General features: G+C 70.5%; 18 protein-coding genes and 1 pseudogene. 12 read left to right on the forward strand and 7 right to left on the reverse strand.

Going from position 1 to position 22,965, the window contains the following annotated elements; all coding sequences use genetic code 11:
• Positions 1 to 5: 5 nt before the first annotated feature.
• Entirely contained in the window at positions 6 to 1,562 is a 1,557-nt protein-coding gene (guaA, locus tag ABZU25_RS28495) for a glutamine-hydrolyzing GMP synthase (protein ID WP_355032444.1), read from the forward strand.
• A 7-nt stretch (positions 1,563 to 1,569) separates the two neighbouring features.
• Here guaA and ABZU25_RS28500 read toward each other — a convergent pair whose 3' ends face one another.
• On the reverse strand, positions 1,570 to 1,923 hold the full coding sequence (locus ABZU25_RS28500) for a PspC domain-containing protein (RefSeq protein WP_355032445.1): 354 nt from the start codon (positions 1,921 to 1,923) through the stop codon (positions 1,570 to 1,572).
• 143 nt (positions 1,924 to 2,066) lie between these two features.
• On the opposite strand from ABZU25_RS28500, the gene ABZU25_RS28505 reads away from it, so the two are divergent.
• The 3 genes from ABZU25_RS28505 to ABZU25_RS28515 all read left to right on the forward strand — a co-directional run bounded on the left by ABZU25_RS28505 (position 2,067) and on the right by ABZU25_RS28515 (position 5,379).
• The gene (locus ABZU25_RS28505) at positions 2,067 to 3,017 is read left to right on the forward strand and encodes an NUDIX domain-containing protein (protein WP_355032446.1); all 951 of its coding nucleotides are present in this window, start codon (positions 2,067 to 2,069) and stop codon (positions 3,015 to 3,017) included.
• Between the two features lie 171 nt (positions 3,018 to 3,188).
• Positions 3,189 to 4,094, forward strand: coding sequence for an NUDIX domain-containing protein (locus ABZU25_RS28510; protein ID WP_355032471.1), 906 nt, complete (start codon positions 3,189 to 3,191; stop codon positions 4,092 to 4,094).
• A gap of 346 nt (positions 4,095 to 4,440) precedes the next feature.
• Positions 4,441 to 5,379: a CDP-alcohol phosphatidyltransferase family protein gene (locus tag ABZU25_RS28515; protein WP_355032447.1), complete on the forward strand. Its 939-nt coding sequence runs from the start codon at positions 4,441 to 4,443 to the stop codon at positions 5,377 to 5,379.
• A gap of 59 nt (positions 5,380 to 5,438) precedes the next feature.
• Here the strand turns inward: ABZU25_RS28515 and ABZU25_RS28520 are convergent, their stop codons facing one another.
• From ABZU25_RS28520 to ABZU25_RS28530, 3 genes and pseudogenes are all read right to left on the reverse strand, one after another.
• The gene (locus ABZU25_RS28520; RefSeq protein WP_355032448.1) at positions 5,439 to 6,692 is read right to left on the reverse strand and encodes a phosphatidylserine decarboxylase; all 1,254 of its coding nucleotides are present in this window, start codon (positions 6,690 to 6,692) and stop codon (positions 5,439 to 5,441) included.
• 575 nt (positions 6,693 to 7,267) lie between these two features.
• Positions 7,268 to 7,453, reverse strand: a pseudogene (locus ABZU25_RS28525) (hypothetical protein); the annotation flags it as partial.
• Positions 7,450 to 9,258, reverse strand: a complete 1,809-nt coding sequence (locus tag ABZU25_RS28530; RefSeq protein ID WP_355032449.1) for a PspC domain-containing protein — start codon at positions 9,256 to 9,258, stop codon at positions 7,450 to 7,452. The gene ABZU25_RS28530 and the pseudogene ABZU25_RS28525, both read right to left, overlap by 4 nt.
• A 156-nt stretch (positions 9,259 to 9,414) precedes the next feature.
• On the opposite strand from ABZU25_RS28530, the gene ABZU25_RS28535 reads away from it, so the two are divergent.
• From ABZU25_RS28535 to ABZU25_RS28565, 7 genes are all read left to right on the forward strand, one after another.
• Complete coding sequence (locus tag ABZU25_RS28535) at positions 9,415 to 10,680, forward strand: PspC domain-containing protein (protein ID WP_355032450.1); 1,266 nt, start codon at positions 9,415 to 9,417, stop codon at positions 10,678 to 10,680.
• A gap of 2 nt (positions 10,681 to 10,682) precedes the next feature.
• Positions 10,683 to 11,369: a response regulator transcription factor gene (locus ABZU25_RS28540; RefSeq protein ID WP_355032472.1), complete on the forward strand. Its 687-nt coding sequence runs from the start codon at positions 10,683 to 10,685 to the stop codon at positions 11,367 to 11,369.
• A gap of 580 nt (positions 11,370 to 11,949) precedes the next feature.
• Entirely contained in the window at positions 11,950 to 13,587 is a 1,638-nt protein-coding gene (locus ABZU25_RS28545; RefSeq protein WP_355032451.1) for an ABC transporter substrate-binding protein, read from the forward strand.
• A gap of 148 nt (positions 13,588 to 13,735) precedes the next feature.
• Positions 13,736 to 14,662, forward strand: a complete 927-nt coding sequence (locus tag ABZU25_RS28550; protein ID WP_355032452.1) for an ABC transporter permease — start codon at positions 13,736 to 13,738, stop codon at positions 14,660 to 14,662.
• Positions 14,655 to 15,626, forward strand: a complete 972-nt coding sequence (locus tag ABZU25_RS28555) for an ABC transporter permease (RefSeq protein ID WP_355032453.1) — start codon at positions 14,655 to 14,657, stop codon at positions 15,624 to 15,626. Before ABZU25_RS28550 ends, ABZU25_RS28555 begins: the two co-directional genes overlap by 8 nt.
• A 25-nt stretch (positions 15,627 to 15,651) precedes the next feature.
• Positions 15,652 to 16,680 carry an ABC transporter ATP-binding protein gene (locus tag ABZU25_RS28560; RefSeq protein ID WP_355032473.1) on the forward strand — a complete coding sequence of 343 codons (1,029 nt, stop codon included), beginning with the start codon at positions 15,652 to 15,654 and terminating at the stop codon, positions 16,678 to 16,680.
• A complete protein-coding gene (locus ABZU25_RS28565; protein ID WP_355032454.1) occupies positions 16,673 to 17,686 on the forward strand; it encodes a dipeptide ABC transporter ATP-binding protein in 1,014 nt (337 codons plus the stop codon). Before ABZU25_RS28560 ends, ABZU25_RS28565 begins: the two co-directional genes overlap by 8 nt.
• 114 nt (positions 17,687 to 17,800) lie before the next feature.
• Here ABZU25_RS28565 and ABZU25_RS28570 read toward each other — a convergent pair whose 3' ends face one another.
• Positions 17,801 to 18,196 (reverse strand): chorismate mutase, encoded by a 396-nt coding sequence (locus ABZU25_RS28570; protein WP_355032455.1) that lies wholly within the window; start codon positions 18,194 to 18,196, stop codon positions 17,801 to 17,803.
• A 276-nt stretch (positions 18,197 to 18,472) separates the two neighbouring features.
• On the opposite strand from ABZU25_RS28570, the gene pcrA reads away from it, so the two are divergent.
• Positions 18,473 to 20,878 (forward strand): DNA helicase PcrA, encoded by a 2,406-nt coding sequence (pcrA, locus tag ABZU25_RS28575; RefSeq protein WP_355032456.1) that lies wholly within the window; start codon positions 18,473 to 18,475, stop codon positions 20,876 to 20,878.
• Positions 20,879 to 20,948: 70 nt separating this feature from the next.
• Here pcrA and ABZU25_RS28580 read toward each other — a convergent pair whose 3' ends face one another.
• Both ABZU25_RS28580 and ABZU25_RS28585 read right to left on the reverse strand, forming a co-directional pair.
• Positions 20,949 to 21,719: a M23 family metallopeptidase gene (locus ABZU25_RS28580; protein ID WP_355032457.1), complete on the reverse strand. Its 771-nt coding sequence runs from the start codon at positions 21,717 to 21,719 to the stop codon at positions 20,949 to 20,951.
• 263 nt (positions 21,720 to 21,982) lie between these two features.
• Complete coding sequence (locus ABZU25_RS28585) at positions 21,983 to 22,690, reverse strand: M23 family metallopeptidase (protein WP_355032458.1); 708 nt, start codon at positions 22,688 to 22,690, stop codon at positions 21,983 to 21,985.
• Between the last annotated feature and the right edge of the window lie 275 nt (positions 22,691 to 22,965).

The raw sequence follows: 22,965 nt of genomic DNA on the forward strand, positions 1-22,965 counted from the left end.
CGCACATGAGCCTGCCTCGCCCCGTCCTCGTGGTGGACTTCGGAGCCCAGTACGCCCAGCTCATCGCGCGCCGGGTTCGCGAGGCGAAGGTCTACTCCGAGATCGTGCCGCACTCGATGCCGATAGCCGAGATGCTGGCGAAGAACCCCGCCGCGATCATCCTCTCCGGTGGCCCGGCCAGCGTCTACGCTCCGGACGCGCCGCAGATCGACGCTGGCGTGTTCACCGCCGACGTGCCGGTCTTCGGCATCTGCTACGGCTTCCAGGCGATGGCCCAGGCACTCGGCGGCACTGTCGCGAGGACCGGCAACCGTGAGTACGGTGGCACGCCGCTGCGTCCCCGCCTGCTCGATCCCGGTGTGCTGCTGCGCGACCTGCCGGCGGACCTGCCGGTCTGGATGAGCCACGGCGACGCCGTCACCGACGCCCCCGAGGGCTTCACGGTGACCGCCGAGTCGGCCGGCGCTCCGGTGGCCGCCTTCGAGGACCTGGCCGGGCGGCGGGCCGGCGTGCAGTTCCACCCGGAGGTCGGGCACACCGCGCACGGCCAGGAGATGCTTACCCGCTTCCTGTACGACATCGCCGGCATCGAGCCGACCTGGACGCCCGAGAACATCATCGACGAGCAGGTTGCCCGGATCCGCGCCCAGGTCGGCGACAAGGAGGTCATCTGCGGCCTCTCCGGCGGGGTGGACTCGGCGGTCGCCGCCGCGCTTGTGCACGAGGCCGTCGGTGACCAGCTCACCTGCGTCTTCGTCGACCACGGTCTGCTGCGCGCCGGTGAGGCCGAGCAGGTGGAGAAGGACTACGTGGCCGCCACCGGCATCAAGCTGAAGGTGGTCGACGCCACCGACCGCTTCCTCGGCGCGCTGGCCGACGTGACCGACCCGGAGCAGAAGCGCAAGATCATCGGCCGGGAGTTCATCCGGGTCTTCGAGGCCGCCGCCCGCGAGATCGCCTCGCACGGCGACGTCGAGTTCCTGGTCCAGGGCACCCTCTACCCCGACGTGGTGGAGTCCGGCGGCGGCACCGGCACCGCCAACATCAAGAGCCACCACAACGTCGGCGGGCTGCCGGAGGATCTGAAGTTCGCGCTGGTCGAGCCGCTGCGCACCCTCTTCAAGGACGAGGTCCGGGCGCTCGGTCTCCAGCTGGGCCTGCCCGAGGCCATGGTCTGGCGGCACCCGTTCCCGGGCCCCGGCCTGGCCATCCGGATCATCGGCGCGGTCAACCAGGAGCGCCTCGACCTGCTCCGCGAGGCCGACCTGATCGCCCGTGAGGAGTTGACCGCCGCCGGCCTGGACCGGGGCGTCTGGCAGTTCCCGGTGGTGCTGCTCGCCGACGTGCGCAGCGTCGGTGTGCAGGGAGACGGGCGCAGCTACGGGCACCCCGTGGTGCTGCGCCCCGTCTCCAGCGAGGACGCGATGACGGCGGACTGGTCCCGACTGCCCTACGAGGTCGTTGCCCGGATCTCCACCCGGATCACCAACGAGGTGGCCGAGGTCAACCGGGTGGTCCTGGACGTGACAAGCAAGCCGCCGGGCACCATCGAGTGGGAGTGAACGCCGCTCACCCGGCCGGCGGCGGGCTGGACGGCGTCGTCGGCGGGTAGGGCGGCGTCGGGGCGTACCCGGGGGCGGGCCCGGCGGTCGGCGGCGGGCCCGCGTGCGGGGCGACGCCCGCGGCGTGCGGCCAGGCCGGCGCGCCGGTGGGCTCCTCCGGCATCAGGAACCACATGATCGGGTACGCGAGCAGCGCGAGCCCGCCGGTGAGCAGACCGGTGACCGTGAAGGCCACCCGGACCAGTGTGGGGTCGACGGCGAAGTAGCGGCCGACGCCGCTCGCGACCCCCGCGACCATGCGGTCGGTGGTGGGTCGACGGAGCTGCTTGTACGGGGCGTGGGGAGCGGTGGTCGATGTCATACCTCCACGGTCCGCGCCGGTGCCCAACCCGCCCTCGGTGACCGCCCGGATCCTTACCCTGACCAATCCCTGATCGGGGCCAGACAGTCAGGAATCCGACTCTTTTCCGTCCCGGTAACCAGGCCCGGGGAGAATTTGCTTCCGTGACCACCTTGCTGGAGCCGCTCCGCAGGATCGCGGCATACGCAGTCTGTGCTGATTCGACAGGCCGAGTCCTGCTGGTTCGCGCCTCGGAGCGCTCCGGCACCCCCGGCACGTGGTCCCTGCCCGGTGGGGCGGTCGACCACGGCGAGGACCCCAACCACACTGTGGTCCGGGAAACCGCCGCCGAGACCGGCCTCTCGGTTGCCGTCTCGGGCCTGGCCGACGTCCTCGCCGACATGCGGGCGCTGCCGGAGCGGGGCATCACCATCCACACCGACCGGCTGATCTACCGGGTGGCGGTCCGCGGCGGCACCCTCGCCGACCGGGTCGGCGAGCGTCCCACCGACCTGGCTCGCTGGTACACCCTCGACGAGGCGCGGGAGCTGCCGCTGCGCTCGTTCACCGCACGTGCCCTCGGGCTGCCCGCGTCCTCCGCCGACGTGGTGCCCGACGAGGCCCCCGAGTTCCCCTCCTTCTACGCGGTGCCCGGTCCGGACGGGCTGCACCGGGCGCAGCGCTTCGCCGCGTACGCGGTGTGCACCGACCCGGCCGGTCGGGTGCTGCTCACGAGGGTTTCCGACGGCTACCCGGGCGCCGGCTGCTGGCACCTGCCCGGCGGCGGCACCGACTACGGCGAGCAGCCCGGTGCGGCGCTGATCCGCGAGCTGGTCGAGGAGACCGGGCAGACCGGCCGCCTGGTCGAGTTGCTCGGGGTGGCCAGCCACCGGGACGCCGCGTCGCTCGGCCCCGAGGGCTACCCGATCGACTGGCACGGGGTGCGTGCCTTCTATCGGGTCGTGGTCGACCAGCCCAACCCGCTGACCGTTGCCGACGTGGGTGGCTCCACCTGCGAAGCCCGCTGGTTCGCCCGCGAGGAGCTCGGCGCTCTTCCCACCCACCACCTCACCGAGGTGACCGCCGAAGCGGTCCAGGCCGCCCAGCTCACCTGACCCGCCTGGGCCGAGAATCCCCAGAAGCGGTACGCCGCATGATCAAATCAGTTTTGTGGATGTCGGGGTGTCCCCATCGCCGGGACACCCCGACATCTGGAAAACGGAGTCGATCATCGCTGGATCCGGCGGCTTGGCCGGGCGGGTTGGCGGGGGAGCGAGTTGGTGGGCATGGACCTTGTGCGGCGCGTTGGGGCTTATGGGATTTTGTGTGATTCGGACCGGATCCTGGTGGTCCGGGACGGGGTGGAGGGTGAGTTCCCGGGGATCTGGCGGCTGCCCGGTGGTGCTGTCGCGCATGCCGAGCACCCCGAGCGCGCCCTGATCCGTGCGGTCGCCGAGCAGACCGGGTTGACTGTGCCGGTGGGTCGGCTGCGCACGGTGATCGCCGACGTGGCCACCGCTGCGGAGGACGACGTCTCGCTGCACACCGATCGGCTGCTGTTCGAGCTCGGGGCGCACGACGGCACCCTGCGCGACACCGGCGGCGGCACTGTCGACGCGGCGCGCTGGCTCACCCTGGCCGAGGCGGCGCGGGTGCCGCTGACCCCGTTCACCGCCGGGGTGCTCGACCTGCCGGTCACCCCGCTGCCACCCGGAACGCGCCGGTCGCGCGAGCCGTTTCCGGCGCCGCACCCCGACCGCAGGCTGCGCTTCGGGGCGTACGGGCTGGTCACCGACCCGGCCGGGCGGATCCTGCTTACCGAGATCGCGGCCGGCTATCCCGGGGCTGGCCTGTGGCACCTCCCCGGCGGGGGTACCGACCATGGTGAGCAGCCGGCCACCGGTCTGCTCCGGGAACTGGTCGAGGAGGGTGGTCAGCGGGGCCGCGTGGGGGAGATCCTCGGGGTGAACAACCTGCACAACCCTGCCGCGCTCGGCCCGGAGGGCCGGCCGCTGGACTGGCATGGCGTACGGGTGATCTATCGGGTGCTGGTGGACGCGCCCACCGACGCGGTGGTCACCGAATCCGCCGGAGGTTCGACGGCGCGGGCTGGATGGTTCACCCGCGAGCAGGCACTCGACCTGCCGTTGAGTGACATCGCCGCCACGGCAATCGGACAGAGTGGCCGATAGCACTCCGCTCGATGAGCCGAGTTGGTGACCCTCCGGTACAGTCAAAGGCGGGAATGATGGAGGAAACGGGCGATGAAGCCCGAGATGGGAATAAGCGAGCGGTTCGAGCGGTTTAGCCAGATATAAGTACCGCCGGCAGCTATCGCCAAGCCATGTCCCCCTATGCGATGGTGTACTCCGCGCAGAACGGCTGCCGGGCCACGCACGGTCCGGCACAAGACAGCCGGACACCCGCCCCGCGGCGGTCAGCCGATCCGGTGATGGAGGAAACGTGCCGAGAGCCCCATGGCGCCGGCGTCGTACTACTGACAGTCCGCGCCCCGCTGGGCGTCGCTGGGCGGGCCCGTTGCGCCGCAGCAGCACATTCGCCCGCCAGGTGCTGTTGGTCCGGGTCGGTCGCCGTGACGGCGACCTGCACGCGACCGACCTGACCCCGACCGAGCACCGGTACGCCGACCGGCAGCGCCGCCGCTACGGCCTGGACCGGCTCAGCCGTCCGGCTCCGGGCGTCGGTCGAGCCGAGATCGAGGCGATCGTGCCGGTCAGTCCGGCGATGCCGCCCCTGGCGCACGTCGACGAGGCTTCGTCGCACTCGATCCCGCTGCTCCCCGGCGACCGCACCGTCGCCCGCCGGATGAAGTTCGGTCTGGTCAACGCCTGCACGCTGGCCAGCCTGATGCTCGGCATGCTCGCCATCTTCCTGGCCATGCAGGGTGACGTACGGATCGCCGCGCTCTGCCTGATCGCCTGCGTCGCCTTCGATGGCCTGGACGGCGCACTTGCCCGGCGGCTGGGCGTGGCCAGCCCGTTCGGCGCGCAGATGGACTCCCTGGCCGACATGTGCTCGTTCGGCCTCGCCGCGCCGGTGGTGGTCTACGCCTCACTCGCCGGCTCCGTCTCCACGGCTGCGGCTGCGGTGGCGTGCGCCCTGGTCGCGGCCTGCGCCGCGATTCGACTGGCCCGCTTCAACGTCTCGCCGAAGGACGGCCGGTTCTTCTGCGGCGTGCCCACCACCATGGCGGCCATGGTGCTCGCCGTGACGGTGGCGATCGGCCTGCCCGTGCCCGGTGCTGTGCTGGTCGCGGGGGTCGCGCTGCTCGCCTTCGCGATGGTGTCGAGCTTCCCGTACGCCAAGCTCGCCCGCCTGGTGAAGCTGCCGCCGTGGCTGTGGCTGGCCCCGGTGATCGGCGCACTTATCGACATCCGGCTCACGTTCGCGCTGATCGTGGTGGGCTACCTGGTCAGCGGGCCGGTGCTCTGGCTACGGCAACGTCGCACCGCCTGATCTTCAGCATCGAGAACGGGGCGCCGCGGTCAGCGGCGCCCCGTTCTCACGTTCGTGGGTCAGCGCCAGCGGGCGATGACAGTGGACCCGCCCACCACCTTGTCGCCCGGCCCGACCAGCGGGTCCGCGGCGTCGGCCGGGAGGTAGACGTCGGTCCGTGAGCCGAACCGGATCAGCCCGAAGCGCTCGCCCTTGGCCAGCAGTGCGCCGATCGGCGCGCGCTGCACGATCCGACGGGCGATCAGCCCGGTGCGCTGCGCGACCACCACAGTGCCACGAGCGGTGTCCAGCACGGTGTACGCGGCGACGTTGTGCTCGGCGTCCGGCTTCATCGCGTTGACGAAGCCGCCATCGGCGACGAAGTAGTCCACCACCTTGCCCGCGACCGGGGCACGGTTGACGTGCACGTCCAGCACCGACAGGAAGACAGCGACCCGCAGCCACTCGCCGTCGCCGAAACGCTCGTCGTGCAGTCGCTGCACCGACAGGACCTTTCCGTCCGCGCTGGCGACCACGGCGGTCGGGTCTTCCGGCACGTCGCGCTCCGGGTCCCGGAAGAACGCGGCGACCGGCCCGGCGGCCAGCGCCGGCAGCAACCAGAGCTTCGACGACGGGCGGGCCACCCGGGCCAGCGCCGCGAGGCCCAGCGTGATGCCGGCAGCGGCCACGCCGTTGGAGTCGATGTGCATGCCGCGGGTCAGCGGCACGCTCGACGGCCGGTGCGCGGGGGCGAGCCGGTCGGCGGTGGCGGGGCTCGCCGGGGTGAAGCGCAGTCGGTAGATCCGTACCGGTGGTGAGTTGCGCAGCACCAGGTCGGCGCCGACGCCGTAGAGGGCGTCCTGGCGGGCCAACTCGGCCGCGGCCCCGGTGGTCCGGCCGGGGGTGGCGGTGGTCGCCACGCTCAGGACCGCACCGTCGGACAGGTACTTGGTCAGGCCCTCGATGCCACTGCGGGTCTCCTCGGCGGTGCCGCTGAACACCTCGCCAGCGATGACGACCCCGGCGGCTTCGGCCTCGACCAGGGAGTCGACGACCCCCACCCGGTCGGCGACCCAGCGGCCCTGGGCGTTGACGTGCTCGCGGAGCGCGGCAGCGCCGAACGGCTCGGCGGGCACCACGGTGAGCCGGTCACCGGGGAGCAGCGCCTCGATCGCCGCGGCCAGCACCGCGGACTCCGGGCCCACCCCGACCAGCAGGGCGGCCTTGGGATCGTTGATCCGGGCCAGCTCGGTGACGAGGGTACGGGCGGCTCGCTCGCCGATGCGGACCGGACCGGACCGGCCGGTCGTACGCACGGCGGGGGACTGGGTCATGTCGGGCGGGCTCCTGACGGGGTAGAGACGGGAATCGCGGCGGAACCGCCATGGCGGGACGGGCCGGCCGGCGGAGGCGAGATCTCCACCGGCCAGCATATGCGTCCGTCCGCGCCAACGGCACCGCCGTGGTGGTGGAGCAGGCCGAGGCCGGACTGCGCCCGAGGTCAGGCCTCTCCCCGTCGACCCTCCCGCTCGTCGCCCGGCTTGTCGCCGACAGCCTCGGCCGGATGGTCGGCCCGGGTCGGCTCGTTCCCGTCCGGCGCTCGGCTGACGAGCGGGAGGGTCGGCTCGTCGGGCTGGCCGGGGATCGGGGCGGTCTGCGGTTCCGCTGGCGGGTGAGCCAGCCAGGCCGGGTGGATCACGTCGGTGGGCGGTGCCTCCGGTGCTCGTACCTCGGTGGTCGCCGTCTGCGGGGTCGCTTCCGGTGCGGGAGCCTCCCAGGTGGAACGTTCGGCCTCCCAGACCGGCAGTGCCGCGCCGGAGGTCGGCATGCCGGAAACCGGAGCGGACGCGCCGGAGACCGGCGCGGCGGGCACCGTGGCACCGACCTCGGCGGTCTGCTCCGGCTGGTCCGACCGACCCGAGCGCAGTGCGCCGACCAGCCCGAAGACCCCGATCAGGATGAGGGCGCTGGCCAGGAACCACCCGACCGCCGGCAGCGCGAACCCGAGCAGTTGGGCGAGCAGCCACCAGGCCGACAGCGCCAGGAACACGAGCCCGAAGGCGAACGACACCAGATCCGTGCGGTGAGCCTTCACCGGGTCACCTCCAGGTTGCCAGCGTTGACATGGATGTACAGGCGCAGCTTGCCGCCGCCAGCACCGTCGGCACCGAGGTCGGTGGACTCCTGTTGGCGGCCGTCCAGCCCGCCGGAATGGGTGCCGAAGATGGTGGCGTCGCCGGCGTTGACGTCGGCCACCGTGGTGACGTCCACGTCCGGCGGGACGACCACTGTCGCCTTGCCGAAGTTGATCGCAACCGTCACCTGGCTGTCCCGTTTCGCGAAGTCGATCCCGCGCAGGTCGAGTACGGCGTCACCGAAGCTGTTCTCGTACCGGTCAGCCAGATCGCGGTAGTCCGTCGGCGCCCAGGTCACCGCGCCGTCGACCCCGCGGATCCGGTCGTAGGACTCGGCGACCGTCGCCGTGCCCAGCGCCGCCGCGGTCACCAGACCAAGCGCGATGAGCCAGCGGGCCCGCCCGAACCAGGTGCCGACCAGCAGCCCCAGCCCGATCGTGGCCAGCGCGGCCGCGAAGTACGCCGAGGCGCTGATGGCGAAGACGTCGAGCAGGTCGAGCAGGGCGACCAGGCCGAGGACCAGGAAGATCAGGGAGAAGGTCACCGCGCCGAGTGGAGAACGCTCCTTGGGGCGCTTCGGCGGCTTCGGTGGTTTCGCCGGGCGGGACGTCGCCGGGGCTGGGGAGGCGTACGGGCCGTGCGGCGCGAACGGGGGGCGGTATCCGGACGCTGGGGCGGCGGTCGGATAGCCGGACGGGTCGGCGGGTGCGCCGGTCACCGGTGCCGACGGCCACCCGGCGGTGGGCGGGTTGGTGCCCGGCCAGCCCGTGGCGGGTGCCGGCCAGCCGGCTCCGACGGTCGTCGGGTCAGTCGGTTGCCCCGACACCGGGCCCATTCCGGAGACCGGCTGCGCCGCGGCGGCGGACTGCGGAACGCCAGCCGGCGACAGGTCGTACGCCGGGGTGGTCATGGTGGGTGGTCCTCCCGAGGTTGCGGTGGCGTACGCCGGAGCGCCGCCGGCCATCGGTGCCGTCGCCGGTGGGCCGGTTGGCGGTGCCACGCCGTACGACGGCGCGGGCCAGCTCACTGGTGGGACCGGACCGGGCGGGTTGCCGGACGGTGCCGGCCCGGCCGGGTGGCCCGGCTGCGGGGTGCGGCCGTCCCGGTTGAGCAGTAGCGCGCCGGCGACCAGGATGGCCGCGCCGAGCAGCACCGCGCGGAAGGCGTCGGTGACGATGTAGCCGAAGCTGGCCGCGACCAGGATGCCCAGGATGATGACGGTCACCGGCGACATGCTGGAGCGACCGCGGCCGAGCATGGACTCGATCGGGGACGCGGTGTCGCCCTCGTTCGGAATGATCAACCAGGCGGCGACGTACACCAGGATGCCGATGCCACCGAAGAACCCGAGCACCGCGAGCAGCACCCGCCACAGCACCGGGTCGGTGTTTGTGGCTCGCCCGATCGCCGCGCAGACGCCGGCCAGATACCGTCCCTCGCGCGGTCGGACCAACCCGTACCGCGAGGTGAAACCGGTGCCGGCGGGCGGCGGCGCGGACGGACCCGGACCGCCCGGCCCGGGTGGCGTGCCAGCGGCGCCGTAGCCGGTGCCGGCCGCGAACCCCGGCCCCTGGGCGCCGGTGGGCGGCGGGTAACCGCCGGCCGGATCGGCTGGTGTGCTGCCGATGTGCGGGCCGGGGCCGGTCGGCGGTCCGAACGTGCGGGGCTCGGCCCATTCGGCGGGCATCGCGGCTGGTGGGGGCGGCGCTGAACCACCCGGCTGTGCCGACCCCGGTCGGGGTGGCGGGGCAGCTTCCTCGGTCATGCTTCGATCCTGCTGCCAGGTGAACCCGAGCGACCTCAGGACCCGACCCTGACCCCACCCTGAGATCCGGCGGCCGGAATGTCGGGGGCGTCCCCGTGGTCGCGGACGCCGCAGCGTGTGACGATCAGATCACCGACCTCCACCACACCCGCCACCGTGACCAGGGAGCCTCCGATCAGCACCGTGATTCCGCCCCCGCGCCTCTACCGCGCCCCCGAGCACCGGATGGCCGCCGGCGTCGCCGCCGGTATCGCCGACCATCTCGGCATCTCGGTGCTGCGGGTGCGCGTCGCGTTCATGGTGCTGCTCGGCCTGAGCGGGCTCGGCCTGCTGCTCTACGCGGCCTTCTGGGCAGTGGTGCCGTTGCGGCCCGGTGACACCACGGTGCCGCCCCGGCGCGATGTCGCCCAGCTCCTGCCGTTCGTGGGGATCGGGCTCGGTGTCCTGTTGATCCAGGTGATGGTCTTCGACTCGGTCGGCGCGGCCGGCACCGCCGGTTGGCTGGTGGCGATCATCGCGGTCGGCGCCGGGGTCATCTGGCACCAGTCCGCACCCGAGCGGCGGCGGCAGTGGGGCAACGCGATGCCGGTGCCCTGGCTCGGCGCGGTCGTCGAGGAGAGTGACCGGCGGGCGTTCGTGCTCCGGTTCATCGGCGGCGGAGTGCTGGTCGCGGTCGGCATCATCGGCGTCGCGGCGGTCTACTCGCCGGCGCAGAACTTCGACGCGGTGATCAACGGCGTGATCTTCGCGCTGGTCGGGCTGGCGGGGGTCGGCGTGGTCGCCGCGCCCGTGCTCTGGCGGACGTACAGCCAGCTCCGCTCGGAGCGCGAGGGGCGCATCCGTGAGCAGGAACGGGCCGAGTTGGCCGCCATGGTGCACGATCAGGTGCTGCACACGTTGGCCCTGATCCAGCGCAACGCCGGCGACGTCAAGATGGTGCAGCGGCTGGCCAGAGGGCAGGAGCGTTCCCTGCGCAACTGGCTGTACAAGCCGACCGCGTCGCCGAGCGAGCGCTTCGCCGCCGCGCTGGAGCAGGCCGCCGCCGAGGTCGAGGACACCTACGCGATCACCGTGGAGGCGGTCGTGGTGGGGGACCGGGAGACCGACGAGAAGGTCGGGGCGCTGGTCGCGGCCGCGCGGGAGGCGCTGGTGAACGCCGCCCGGCACGCCGGCGTCCAGACCGTGTCGCTCTACGCCGAGGTGGAGCCGGATCAGGTCAGCGTCTTCATCCGGGACCGGGGCAAGGGCTTCGATCCGGATACCGTGGAGGACCACCGGCACGGCGTGACCGGCTCGATCATCGGGCGGATGAAGCGGCACGGCGGACGGGCCGAAATCCGGTCCGGCCCGGGGGAGGGGACCGAGGTCCGGTTGCACTTGCCGATCTCCCGGGACTCGTCCGCAGCGGAAAGGACCAGATGACCATGGCCGAGCAGTCGACCGAGCACCTCGACCCGGCGGATGCCCGCCCCGAGCGGCTCCGGGTGTTCCTGGTGGACGACCACGCCATGTTCCGGGCCGGGGTGCGCGCGGAGTTGGGCGCTCACGTCGAGGTGGTGGGCGAGGCGAGCACCGTGGCCGAGGCGGTCACCCGGATCGCGGCTGTCGGACCGGACGTGGTGCTGCTCGACGTGCACATGCCCGACGGGGGCGGGCGGGCGGTGCTGGAGGCGATGCGGCGCACCCACCCGCAGGTCAAGTTCCTGGCGCTGAGCGTTTCCGACGCGGCGGAGGACGTGATCGGGTTGATCCGTGCCGGTGCGCGGGGATATGTGACCAAGACCATCTCCCCGGAGGAGCTGGCCGCGGCGATCCGCCGGGTGGCGGACGGGGACGCGGTGTTCAGCCCACGGCTGGCCGGGTTCGTGCTGGATGCCTTCGCGGCCCGACCGGATGCCCCGGTGGCCGACCCCGAGTTGGACCAGCTCACCAACCGTGAGCGGGAGGTGCTGCGGCTGTTGGCCCGGGGGTACGCGTACAAGGAGATCGCCAAGGAGCTGTTCATCTCCATCAAGACGGTGGAGACGCACGTGTCGAACGTGCTCCGCAAGCTGCAGATGTCCAACCGCTACGAACTCTCCCGCTGGGCGGCGGACCGCCGGCTGGTGTGACAGCGGGTCGCCGTGGCCGAGGATCAGACAAACGATCTCCGCGCCCTCGTCCACCCAGCCGGTGATCGTGCCCGTGCAGCTGTAGTCGACCTGTCCGGATGGGTCGAAATGCGGGCGCTGATGGACGTCCTAACGGGCAGAGGTGGGCCCGGCGCCTGAGTGCGGGCGGAGAGCAGATCTGCGGGCGATGCAACGTATTTCCTGCTCAGTGCTGCCCGTGCCGACCGTTTTATGATCATTTTTCAAGTATCGGCAACGTGGCGGGCAACTAACGGCTTGATAACGGCACCTTCACGGAAGAGGCCAGTTGGTGTCACAGTGGCAGCACCTCACCATCGGTGTGTGGCACTCCGTACGGCCCATGACCATGTCCCCGTCCGTCGCGACGGTTCGTGGCCGTGCCTCCTGCGTCGTGTCGCGCCTCGTTGGCGGGGGAGCCCGGCGGATCGGAACATCAGGGGTGTCCCCAACTTCCCTGTGGTCCCGGCGACCCGCGCCCCGGGGTGGTCGGGCGGTGTCACCCCCCAAACGTGCGTGAAACCCACGACGGAACCTGGTTAGAAAGAGGAGGCCCCTCGGAATGAGAGTCTCGAAGCGGGCGACGAGCGCGATCGCGCTCAGCGCGGCTGCCGCGCTTGTCGCGAGCGGTTGCTCGAGCGGTGGCGACGGCGAGACCGCCGCCAGCGGCGACGGCGCGATTGTCATCCACGGTGTCCAGCCGGAGAACCCGCTGGTCCCGTCGAACACCACGGAGACCGGTGGTGGCAAGGTCGTCGATTGGCTGTGGACCGGCCTGGTCGAGTACCCGAATGACGGTGGCGCCCCGCGCAACGCGCTGGCGGAGTCCATCAACACCACGGACTCCAAGGTCTTCACGATCAAGATCAAGAAGGGTACCAAGTTCCACGACGGTACCGAGGTGAAGTCGAAGAACTTCGTCGACGCCTGGAACTGGGCCGCCTACTCGCCGAACGGCGCGCAGAACGGCAGCTTCTTCTCTGACATCCAGGGTTTCGACCAGACCTACACCAGTGACCCGGATGGCCCGGATGGCCCGAAGAAGGCCCCGCCGCCCGCGGCTGAGAAGCTGTCCGGCCTGAAGGTCATCGACGAGCAGACCTTCGAGGTCACCCTGTCGGCGCCGACCGCGGTCTTCCCGACCAAGCTCGGCTACAGCGCCTTCATGCCGCTGCCGGACGCCTTCTTCACCATGAAGCCCGAGGAGTTCGGCAAGAAGCCGATCGGCAACGGCCCGGTGAAGTTCGTGTCGTGGGATGACAACGTCCTCATCAAGCTGACGCGCTTCGACGACTACAACCTTCGCGACAAGATGAAGCTCAAGGACGTCGACGTCAAGCTGTACCAGGACGAGACGGCCGCCTACGCCGACGTGCTCTCCAACAACCTGGACTTCCTGGAGTCGCTGCCCACCTCGGCGCTCGCCGGTGACAAGTGGAAGACCGACCTCGGTGAGCGGGGCCGGAACACCGTCACGCCGACGACCGCGCTGATCGCCTTCCCGATGTACGACAAGCGCTTCCAGAACGCGAAGCTGCGTCGCGCCGTGTCGCTGTCGATCAACCGGCAGGAGATCTCGGACAAGATCTTCTTCGGTACCCGCAAGCCGGCCGACAGCTGGGCGAACCCGCTGACCCCGGGCGCCAAGCCGGGCAACTGCACCGCCTGCAAGTTCGACGTGACCACCGCCCGGCAGTTGCTGAGCGAGGCCGGCGGCTTCTCCGGTGAGATGGTCTTCTACTACAACTCGGACTCCAGCCACAAGGACTGGATGGACGCGGTTGCGCAGCAGGTCAAGACCAACCTCGGCATCAACGCTCGGGCCGAGGGCGTGCCGACCTTCGCGGTCTTCCGGCAGAACGTCAACGCCCACGCGATGAAGGGCCCGTACCGCGCTGCCTGGCAGCAGGACTACCCGGACGTCGAGAACTGGATCAACCCGCTGTACGTGACGGGTGGCTCCTCGAACGACGGCCTGTACAGCAACCCCGAGGTCGACGCCCTGGCCAAGCAGGCCGGCGCCGCGCCGAGCCTGGAGGCCTCGCACGAGGCGTTCACCAAGGCCGTCGAGAAGGTCGACCAGGACGTCCCGAGCATCCCGATCTACTTCTACGGTCAGCAGTCCGGCCACTCGGAGAAGATCAAGAAGCTCGAGCTGAACAACGTCGGCGAACTCGACATCACCTCGGTCGAGCTCTGATCCGAACGGTCTGACCCCGGGTCGGGCTCGCCACATCCGGTGAGCCCGACCCGGGGCCGTTCCGCGATTGGGTGTTACAACACTTCACTCGCACGTTGTCACCACCGTGTCGGCCGTCCGACGCGCCCCCTGTCTGGAGGACCACCCCATGGGCCGTTATCTGTTGAGACGGCTGCTCCAACTCGTGCCGGTCTTCATCGGTACGACGTTCCTGATCTACTGGCTCGTCTGGGCCGTCCCCGGCGATCCGTTCGCCGGCAAGTGCGGCGAGCGCCGCTGCCCGGACCAGTACATCGCCTTCATGACCGAGAAGTACCACCTGGACCAGAACGTCTTCGTGCAGTACGCCAACTACATGAAGAACCTGCTCCAGGGTGACTTCGGTCAGACCTTCTCGCAGCGCGAGATCAGCGACATCATCCTGACCTCGTACCCGAACACCCTGAAGCTGGCCCTGGTGGCCCTCGCGATCGAGGCGGTCATCGGCCTCGGCGCCGGCGTGCTGACCGGTCTGCGGCGTAACGGCTTCCTGGACAACCTGGTCCTGGTCTCCACGCTCTTCCTGATCGCGCTGCCGGTTTTCGTGGTCGGCTTCGTGCTCCAGTGGCTGCTGGGCGTGCAGTGGGGCATCATCAAGCCGACCGTCTCCTCCGAGATGCGGTGGTCCGAGCTGATCGTGCCGGGCTTCGTGCTCGGCAGCGCGTCGGTGGCGTACATCGCCCGGGTGGCAAGAACGAGCATCGCGGAGAACCGCCGTGCCGACTACGTGCGTACCGCCATCGCAAAGGGCCTGCCCATGCGGCGGGTCGTGGGCGTGCACCTGCTGCGCAACTCGCTCATCCCGGTGGTGACCCTGCTCGGCACCGACCTCGGCGCCCTGATGGGCGGTGCGATCGTCACCGAGGGGATCTTCGGGATCAACGGAATCGGCCGCCAGGTCTTCCGGGCGATCATCACCAAGGAGAGCGCTACCGTGGTAGGGATCGTGGTCGTCCTCGTGCTGGTCTATCTCGTGATGAACCTGCTGGTTGACCTGCTCTACGCCGCCCTGGACCCGAGGATCCGCTATGAGTGACCCGAGTACCGCATCGATCGTCAGCACCCCTGGCGCGCACCCGACCGACTCCGCCGCCCCCGCCACCGCGGGCCAGCCGCAGAGCAACGAGAAGCCCCGCGGCCTGCTCAATGACGCCTGGCGCGACCTGCGACGTAAGCCGTTGTTCTGGATCTCGGCCACGCTGATCGTGATCTTCCTGCTGATGGCGGCCTTCCCGTCGCTGTTCGCTCCAGGGGGCGACCCGGAGAACGGGGCCCTGGCCCGCAGCCTCAACAAGCCGTCCGCCGATGGGTGGTTCGGCTATGACGTGCAAGGCCGCGACGTCTACGCCCGGGTCATCTACGGCGCGCGGGCATCCATCCAGGTCGCCGTGCTCTCCGTGTTGGGCACCCTGCTCATCGGTGGAACGATGGGCATCATCTCCGGCTACCGCGGTGGCTGGGTGGACGGTCTGCTGAGCCGGATCGCCGACGTCTTCTTCGGCCTGCCGTTCGTGCTCGGCGCGATCGTCATCCTGACCACCTTCAACGGGTCGGGTGCTGGCAACAGCAAGAACAAGATCATGGGCCTGGTGACGGCGTCCCTGATCGTGCTGAGCTGGCCGGTCGTGATGCGGTTGATGCGCTCCTCGGTGCTGTCCACCAAGGAGGCCGACTACATCGTCGCGGCCCGCGCGCTGGGTGCCGGCACCGGCCGGATCATCCTCAAGCACCTGCTGCCGAACTGCCTGGCCCCGCTGCTGGTCTACGGCACGATCATGGTCGGCTCGTTCATCGGCGCCGAGGCCACCCTGTCGTTCCTGGGCGTCGGCCTGAAGTCGCCGGTGGTGTCCTGGGGCATCATGATCAGCGACGGGCAGCAGTTCATCCGGGTCGCGCCAGGGCTGGTCTTCTTCCCCGCCGCGTTCCTCGTCACCGCAGTGCTGAGCTTCGTGATGCTCGGTGAGGCGGTCCGCGAGGCCCTCGATCCGAAACTCCGCTAGGGGAGATCCAGTGTCCGACATTCTCGTGTCCGAGCAGTCCGCGCCGGGATCCGGCGGGTCCGGACGTCCCTCTGGTCGGCTGCTCGAGGTCGACGACCTGCGGGTGGAGTTCCGCACCCGGGACGGCGTCGCAAAGGTCATCAACGGGGTCACGTACCACGTCGAGGCGGGGGAGACCCTCGCCGTGCTCGGCGAGTCCGGCTCCGGCAAGAGCGTCACCGCGCAGACGATCATGGGCATCCTCGACACGCCGCCCGGCTTCGTCACCGGCGGTCAGGTTCGCTTCCACGGCAAGGACATGCTCACCATGTCCGGCGAGGAGCGTCGCCGCATCCGCGGCGAGGGCATCGCGATGATCTTCCAGGACGCGCTCTCCGCGCTGAACCCCGTCTTCACCGTCGGGTTCCAGATCGCCGAGCAGTTCCGGGTCCGGCGGGGCCTGGGTCGCGCCGAGGCCAAGAAGCGCGCGATCGACATGCTCGACCAGGTCAAGATCCCGAACGCCAAGGACCGGTTCAACAACTACCCACACCAGTTCTCCGGTGGCATGCGGCAGCGCGCGATGATCGCGATGTCGCTGGCGCTCGACCCGGAGGTGCTGATCGCGGACGAGCCGACCACCGCGCTCGACGTGACAGTGCAGGCCCAGATCATGGACCTGCTCGCCGAGCTCCAGCGTGAGCGGCAGATGGGCATGATCCTGATTACCCACGACCTCGGCGTGGTCGCCGACGTCGCGGACCGGATCGCGGTCATGTACGCGGGCCGGATCGTCGAGGAAGCCGACGTGTACGACCTGTACGCCAAGCCGGCGCACCCGTACACGTTGGGCCTGATCGACTCGATCCCGCGCCTGGACGAGAAGGGGCAGCAGCTCCGGACGATCAAGGGCCTCCCGCCGAACCTCATGAACATCCCGCCGGGCTGCCCGTTCAACCCGCGCTGCCCCATGGCTCAGCCGGTGTGCCGGGAGAAGGTCCCGCCGCTGCTGCAGGTGGGTCCCGCCCGGGCCAGCGCCTGCCACTTCGCCGAGGAGCTGGTGAACCGTGTCTGAGAACATCCTCGAGGTCCGCGACCTGGTCAAGCACTACCCCGTCACGCAGGGCGTGGTGTTCAAGAAGACCGTTGGTCAGGTCAAGGCGGTGGACGGCGTCTCGTTCGGTCTGCGCGCCGGTGAGACGCTCGGTGTGGTCGGCGAGTCCGGCTGCGGCAAGTCGACCCTCGCCCGGGTGCTGATGAACCTGGAGAAGCCGACCGCCGGCAGCGTGGTCTACAAGGGCCAGGACACCGCCAAGCTGTCCGGTGGGGCGCTGCGACGCCTCCGCCGGCAGATCCAGCTGGTCATGCAGGACCCGTACACCTCGCTGAACCCCCGGATGACCGTCGGCGACCTGCTCGGTGAGCCGTTCGAGATCCACCCGGAGGTGGCGCCGAAGGGCAGCCGCCGGGCCAAGGTCCGCGAACTGCTCGACCTGGTCGGGCTCAACCCGGAGCACATCAACAGGTACCCGCACCAGTTCTCCGGCGGTCAGCGGCAGCGCATCGGCATCGCCCGCGCGCTCGCGCTGCGGCCCGAGATCATCGTCTGTGACGAGCCGGTGTCGGCGCTGGACGTCTCCATCCAGGCTCAGGTGATGAACCTCCTGGAGAAGCTGCAGGGCGAGTTCGGGCTCTCGTACGTTTTCATTGCCCACGACCTGTCGGTGGTCCGCCACCTGTCGGACCGGGTCGCGGTGATGTATCTCGGCAAGGTCGTCGAGATCGGCACCGAGGACGAGATCTACGAGCGGCCGACCCACCCGTACACCCAGGCTCTGCTCTCGGCGGTGCCGGTTCCGGACCCGACGCAGCGGAACAACAAGACGATCATCCGGCTCACGGGTGACGTGCCGTCGCCGATCAGCCCGCCCTCGGGCTGCCGGTTCCGGACCCGCTGCTGGAAGGCGCAGGACGTCTGCGCCGAGCAGGTCCCGCTGCTGGAGATCCGGCGGGACTCGGACCACCCGAGCGCCTGCCACTTCGCGGAGAAGCGCGAGATCGTCGCCACCCACGAGGCCTGAGCCACCCGAAACCGCCTGCCGACGTCCCCACGACGACGGCAGGCGGTTTCGTCTGTCTGTGACCCGGCCGGGCCGCTTTCCGTGCCGGCTCAGGCTCGCCGCCAGCCAGCCGGCTCAGAGCGGACCGCGGCCCGCGCGGAGCAGCAGCAGGGCCAACTGAGTGCCGTCGGCGCCGAGCGCGGCCCGGAACCGCTCCAGGATCTTCCGCTCCCGAGCGAGCACCAGGCGCGTTCCGCCGGATGCCATCCGGGTCGCCCCGACCTCCTGGGACAACGCGGCCCGCTCCTGCCAGAGCGCGATCATCGCATTGTCGATCTCGTCGATCCGTTCCCTGATCTGCAGGATCCGCGCGGAGGCGGTTGGTTCCTCGGTGCCGGTCCGCGCCTCGACCGGCCCGGCGTTGTCGACTGCCGGCGTCGCGGACACCGCCAGCTCGGTCCCATTCGGCACGGGCTGCTCCGCCTCGGGTCGGGTCGGGCCGCCGCTCTGCTCCATCACGCCTGTCATCATCGGGTACCTCTCGCACTGTGGTGCCCGGTGCCCGGAACCCGGGACGGAAAAAGCCCCGGACTCCAGGAGCCCGGGGCTTTTGCAGGTCTGAATCGATCAGGCGCGACCTACGGCAGCCGGACTCCCGGTGCCATAGTAGAAGTGGTAGCGCGCAGCGATCACGCTGACGAGTATGCCCACGTCGGCTCCGGCAGCGCAAGGATTCAACGGCCCTTCCTTGCGCCTTGGCGCAGCGGGCGGGGGAGTGTCCGACCGGCGGCATAGACTTGTCGGGCGATGCATCCTCTCTTCGACATTCCCGCGTCCCCGCCTGCGCCGGAGTCCGCGCCGGCCCGCCCGCACCGACCCGGGCCGGCCCCCGCGCGCCTCGATCCGCAGCAGCTGCTCGCCGGGCTGAACGGGCCACAGCGCGACGCCGTCAGCCACGCCGGCTCGCCGCTGCTGATCGTGGCCGGCGCCGGGTCCGGCAAGACCCGGGTGCTCGCGCACCGGATCGCCTACCTGCTCGCCGCACGGGACGTCCATCCCGGCGAGATCATCGCGATCACCTTCACCAACAAGGCGGCCGGCGAGATGAAGGAGCGCGTCGCCGCGCTCGTCGGTCCCCGGGCGCGTCTGATGTGGGTGTCGACGTTCCACTCCGCGTGCGTCCGGATCCTGCGCGCCGAGCACGAGCACGCCGGCCTCAAGTCGACGTTCTCGATCTACGACGCGGACGACTCCCGTCGACTGATGCAGTTGGTGACCCGCGAGCTGGATCTCGACCCGAAGCGCTACCCGGCGCGCGGGCTGGCCGCCCAGGTCTCCAATCTCAAGAACGAGCTGGTCGACCCGGAGCAGTTCGCGGCGCGGGCCACCGGGCCCAACGAGCGGGCGTTGGCCGAGGCGTACACGCTCTACCAGCGCCGGCTGCGTGAGGCGCACGCGCTGGACTTCGACGACCTGATCATGACCACGGTGCACCTGCTCCAGTCCCACCCGCACGTCGCGGAGAGCTACCGCCGGCGGTTCCGGCACGTGCTTGTGGACGAATACCAGGACACCAACCACGCCCAGTACGTGCTGATCAAGGAACTGGTGTCCGGCACCGACGGGTTGGAGCCCGCCGAGCTGTGCGTGGTCGGCGACGCCGACCAGTCGATCTACGCGTTCCGGGGTGCGACGATCCGCAACATCCTGGAGTTCGAACGGGACTTCACAAACGCCCGGACGATCCTGCTGGAGCAGAACTACCGCTCCACCCAGACCATCCTCAACGCGGCCAACGCGGTGATCGACCGGAACACCTCCCGCAAGCCCAAGCGGCTGTGGAGCGAGGCCGGCGCCGGTGAGCGGATCGTCGGCTACGTGGCCGACACCGAGCACGCCGAGGCCGACTGGGTGGCCCGGGAGATCGACCGGCTGGTCGACGCCGACGAGACCCGCCCCGGCGACGTCGCCGTCTTCTACCGCACCAACGCCCAGTCCCGCGTGTTCGAAGAGGTGTTCATCCGCGTCGGCCTGCCCTACAAGGTGGTCGGTGGGGTGCGCTTCTACGAGCGCAAGGAGGTCCGCGACGCACTGGCGTACCTGCGTTCGGTGGTCAACGACGACGACACGGTGAGCCTGCGGCGGGTCCTCAACACCCCCCGCCGGGGCATCGGCGACCGCGCCGAGGCGTGCGTCGAGGCGCTGTCCAGCCGGGACCGGATCTCGTTCGGCGCGGCGCTGCGCCGGGCCCGGGAGGCGCCGGGCATCTCCAGCCGGGCGGCAAATGGCATCGCCGACTTCGTGGCGCTGCTCGACGGCGCCCGGGAGCTGTCCGAGACCGGCACCCCGGAGGAGGTGCTGGAGGCGCTGCTGACCCGCTCGGGCTACCTCACCGAGCTGGAGGAGAGCCTGGACCCGCAGGACGCCGGCCGGGTGGACAACCTCCAGGAGCTTGTCAGCGTCGCCCGGGAGTACACCGAGCGGATCGAGTCGCTGGGCGAGGAGGGGGAGCGGGCCACCCTGGCCGGTTTCCTGGAGCAGGTGGCGCTCGTCGCCGACGCCGACCAGATCCCCTCCGACGACCCCGACCACCAGGGCGTGGTCACCCTGATGACGTTGCACACCGCCAAGGGCCTGGAGTTCCCGGTGGTCTTCCTGACCGGGCTGGAGGACGGCGTCTTCCCGCACCTGCGCTCGCTTGGCGACACCCGCGAGCTGGAGGAGGAGCGCCGGCTGGCGTACGTCGGCATCACCCGCGCCCGACAGCGGCTCTACCTCTCCCGCGCGGTGACCCGCTCGGCCTGGGGGCAGCCGTCCTACAACCCGCCGTCGCGGTTCCTGGAGGAGTTGCCGACCGAGTTGGTGCACTGGGAGCGCACCGAGGGGTCGTACACCTCGTGGGCTGGCGGGGGCGGCGGCGTCGGTGGCCGTGCGGACCGCGCGCCCGGCGGTCGGGGCACCTTCACGGGGGGCACGCCGAAGGCGGCCCAGTTGGCGCAGCGGCTCGGCGTGGACGCCAGCCGGCTGACCACTGCCAGCGAGCTGCCGCAGGGGCCGAAGGTGTCTGCCGGCGACCGGGTCAATCACCAGCGGTACGGGTTGGGGCGGGTGCTCGCCGTCGAGGGGCACGGCCCGGGTGCCCGTGCGCAGATCGACTTCGGCGACCAGACCATGTGGCTGGTGCTACGGCACGCCCCGGTCGACAAACTCTGACCGGCCTGGATGACGGAAGGAGTGGCCTCCGGCGGGACGGAGGCCACTCCTGTCCGGATGCCGCGTCGGCTCAGCAGCCCAGGTCCACGCCGTGCGCCCGCATGAACGGGGCCGGATCGATCTGGTTCCACATGCCCTGGTGCACCTCGAAGTGCAGGTGTGGGCCGGTAGCGTCGCCGGTCGCGCCTTCGTAGCCGATGATCTGGCCGGCCTTGACCTTCTGCCCCACGGTGACCGCGATGCGGCTCTGGTGGGCGTAGTGGGTCAGGTACCCGGTGCCGTGGTCGACGAAGACTGAGTTGCCGTACCCGTCGGCGGCGTCACCGGCCTGGGTCACGGTGCCGGCGGCCGCGGCGCGAATCGGCGTACCGGAGGGCAGTGCCAGATCGATGCCAGCGTGCAGGGTTCCCCAGCGCTGCCCGTAGCAGGAGGTGACAGCTGCTCCCGGCATCGGGTCGACCCAGGCGGGCGTGGGCTTGGTGGTCTTCTTCGGCTTGGGCTTGGCCTTCGCGGCGGCCGTCTGCGTGGGTGCCGGGCTGGCGCTTGTCGCTGACGGGCTCGGCGTGGGGCTGACCGAGGGGGTGACCGGCGTGCTCGTCTCGCGAGCGGAGCGGTCGGCCCGGCTGGCGGCCTCGTTGCGGGACTGCGCGTCGAGGGAGACGGCGGCGGGTGCCGGGTGGTCGGTGCCGGTGGTGGCGACGACGACGCCACCGAGGCCGAGGGCGATCAGAGCGGCCGCGCCGAGCACGATGAGGCGGTTGCGCCGACGGGGGTGCTGCGGCTGCTCGGTCGGGGCGGTGTCGGGGGTGTTCTCGTTCTGGACGGGGCTGTCTTCCTGCACGGCGGACCTTCACAGTCGAGGGGCACTTGACCTCGAAATACTGGTGTCGGGCCGAGCCGGGGGCGGTACGGGGACCGGGTGGCCGGGCGTTGGGGGGCTGCTCGCCTGCCCGGGTATGACCCGCTCTGCGGCGCTACGACCGGAAAAGTGATCATGCGGTAGGGTGTCGCCGCTCACAATCTCCACTGTGACCTGGCAGACATGAGCCCACGAAAAACCGCCCGGATCGACAGATCCGGGCGGTCAACGGTCGGTACGCAGCGTCAGGAGCCGGCTACCTCGCTGTAGATTGCCTCGACTTGCAGCTTGATGTCCACTCCGCGGTCCTGGAGGAACGGCACCGGGTCGATCGGCTTGCCCTTGACATGGATCTCAAGGTGCAGGTGGGTGCCGTAGGCGTGGCCGGTCTGGCCGACCAGGCCGAGCTGGTCGCCCGCCTTGATCTGCTGGCCTTCCTTGACGCTCACCGCGGAGGAGTGGCCGTAGATGGCCTCGCTGCCGTCGGCGTGCTGGACGATCACGGCGTTGCCGTACCCGCCGAACCAGCCGGCCTTGGTGACCAGGCCGTCGTGGATCGCCACATAGGGCGTGCCCTCGCCGGCGACCAGGTCCACGCCGGTGTGCATCTTGCCCCAGCGCATCCCGTAGGGGGAGTTGAAGTCGTAGCCCTGGAGTGGCAGCAGCCACACCTCGGGCTCGGCGCTGTCCTTGCTGCGGCTGTCCCGCGAGGCGCGGTCGGCGTTGTCCGCACGGGCCGCGACGTCCTGGCTGGTGACCGACGCCTGCTTGAGCTCGTCGAGCACCGTCGGGCTGACGTCCTTGGCGTCCGGCAGGGCGCTGGCGCCGAGCGCAACGATGCCGGCCCCGACGAAAGCGGTGGTGACGACAGCGGCGTAACGGCTACGCGGTGGGGTGGGCACGCGGCGACGACCGCGATATCGATCGGGCTCAGACGACAGGCGCTGGCGCACGCACACCCTCCGTTGTCGGGGTTCCGAAGCGGCCGGTGGACGTTCGTGAGGCTCCAGTGAACGTCTGCTGACCGCGTCGTCACCCGTCCATGGACCTGATGACAACCGTGGACACGTTAGCCAACCACCAGACGAGTCACAAGCTAGACCGCCAAATTGGCGTGTCGATCTGTCCGTTTGCGTCCATGATTGTCACGCATCGTGACGCCAAACGGGTGCCCTGTTGCTGCCCGTTCGTCGCCGAGCGTGACCGGTCCGGCGGAGTCGTCCGGCTT

The sequence above is a fragment of the Micromonospora sp. NPDC005215 genome, assembly GCF_040607915.1.
Classification (GTDB): domain Bacteria; phylum Actinomycetota; class Actinomycetes; order Mycobacteriales; family Micromonosporaceae; genus Micromonospora.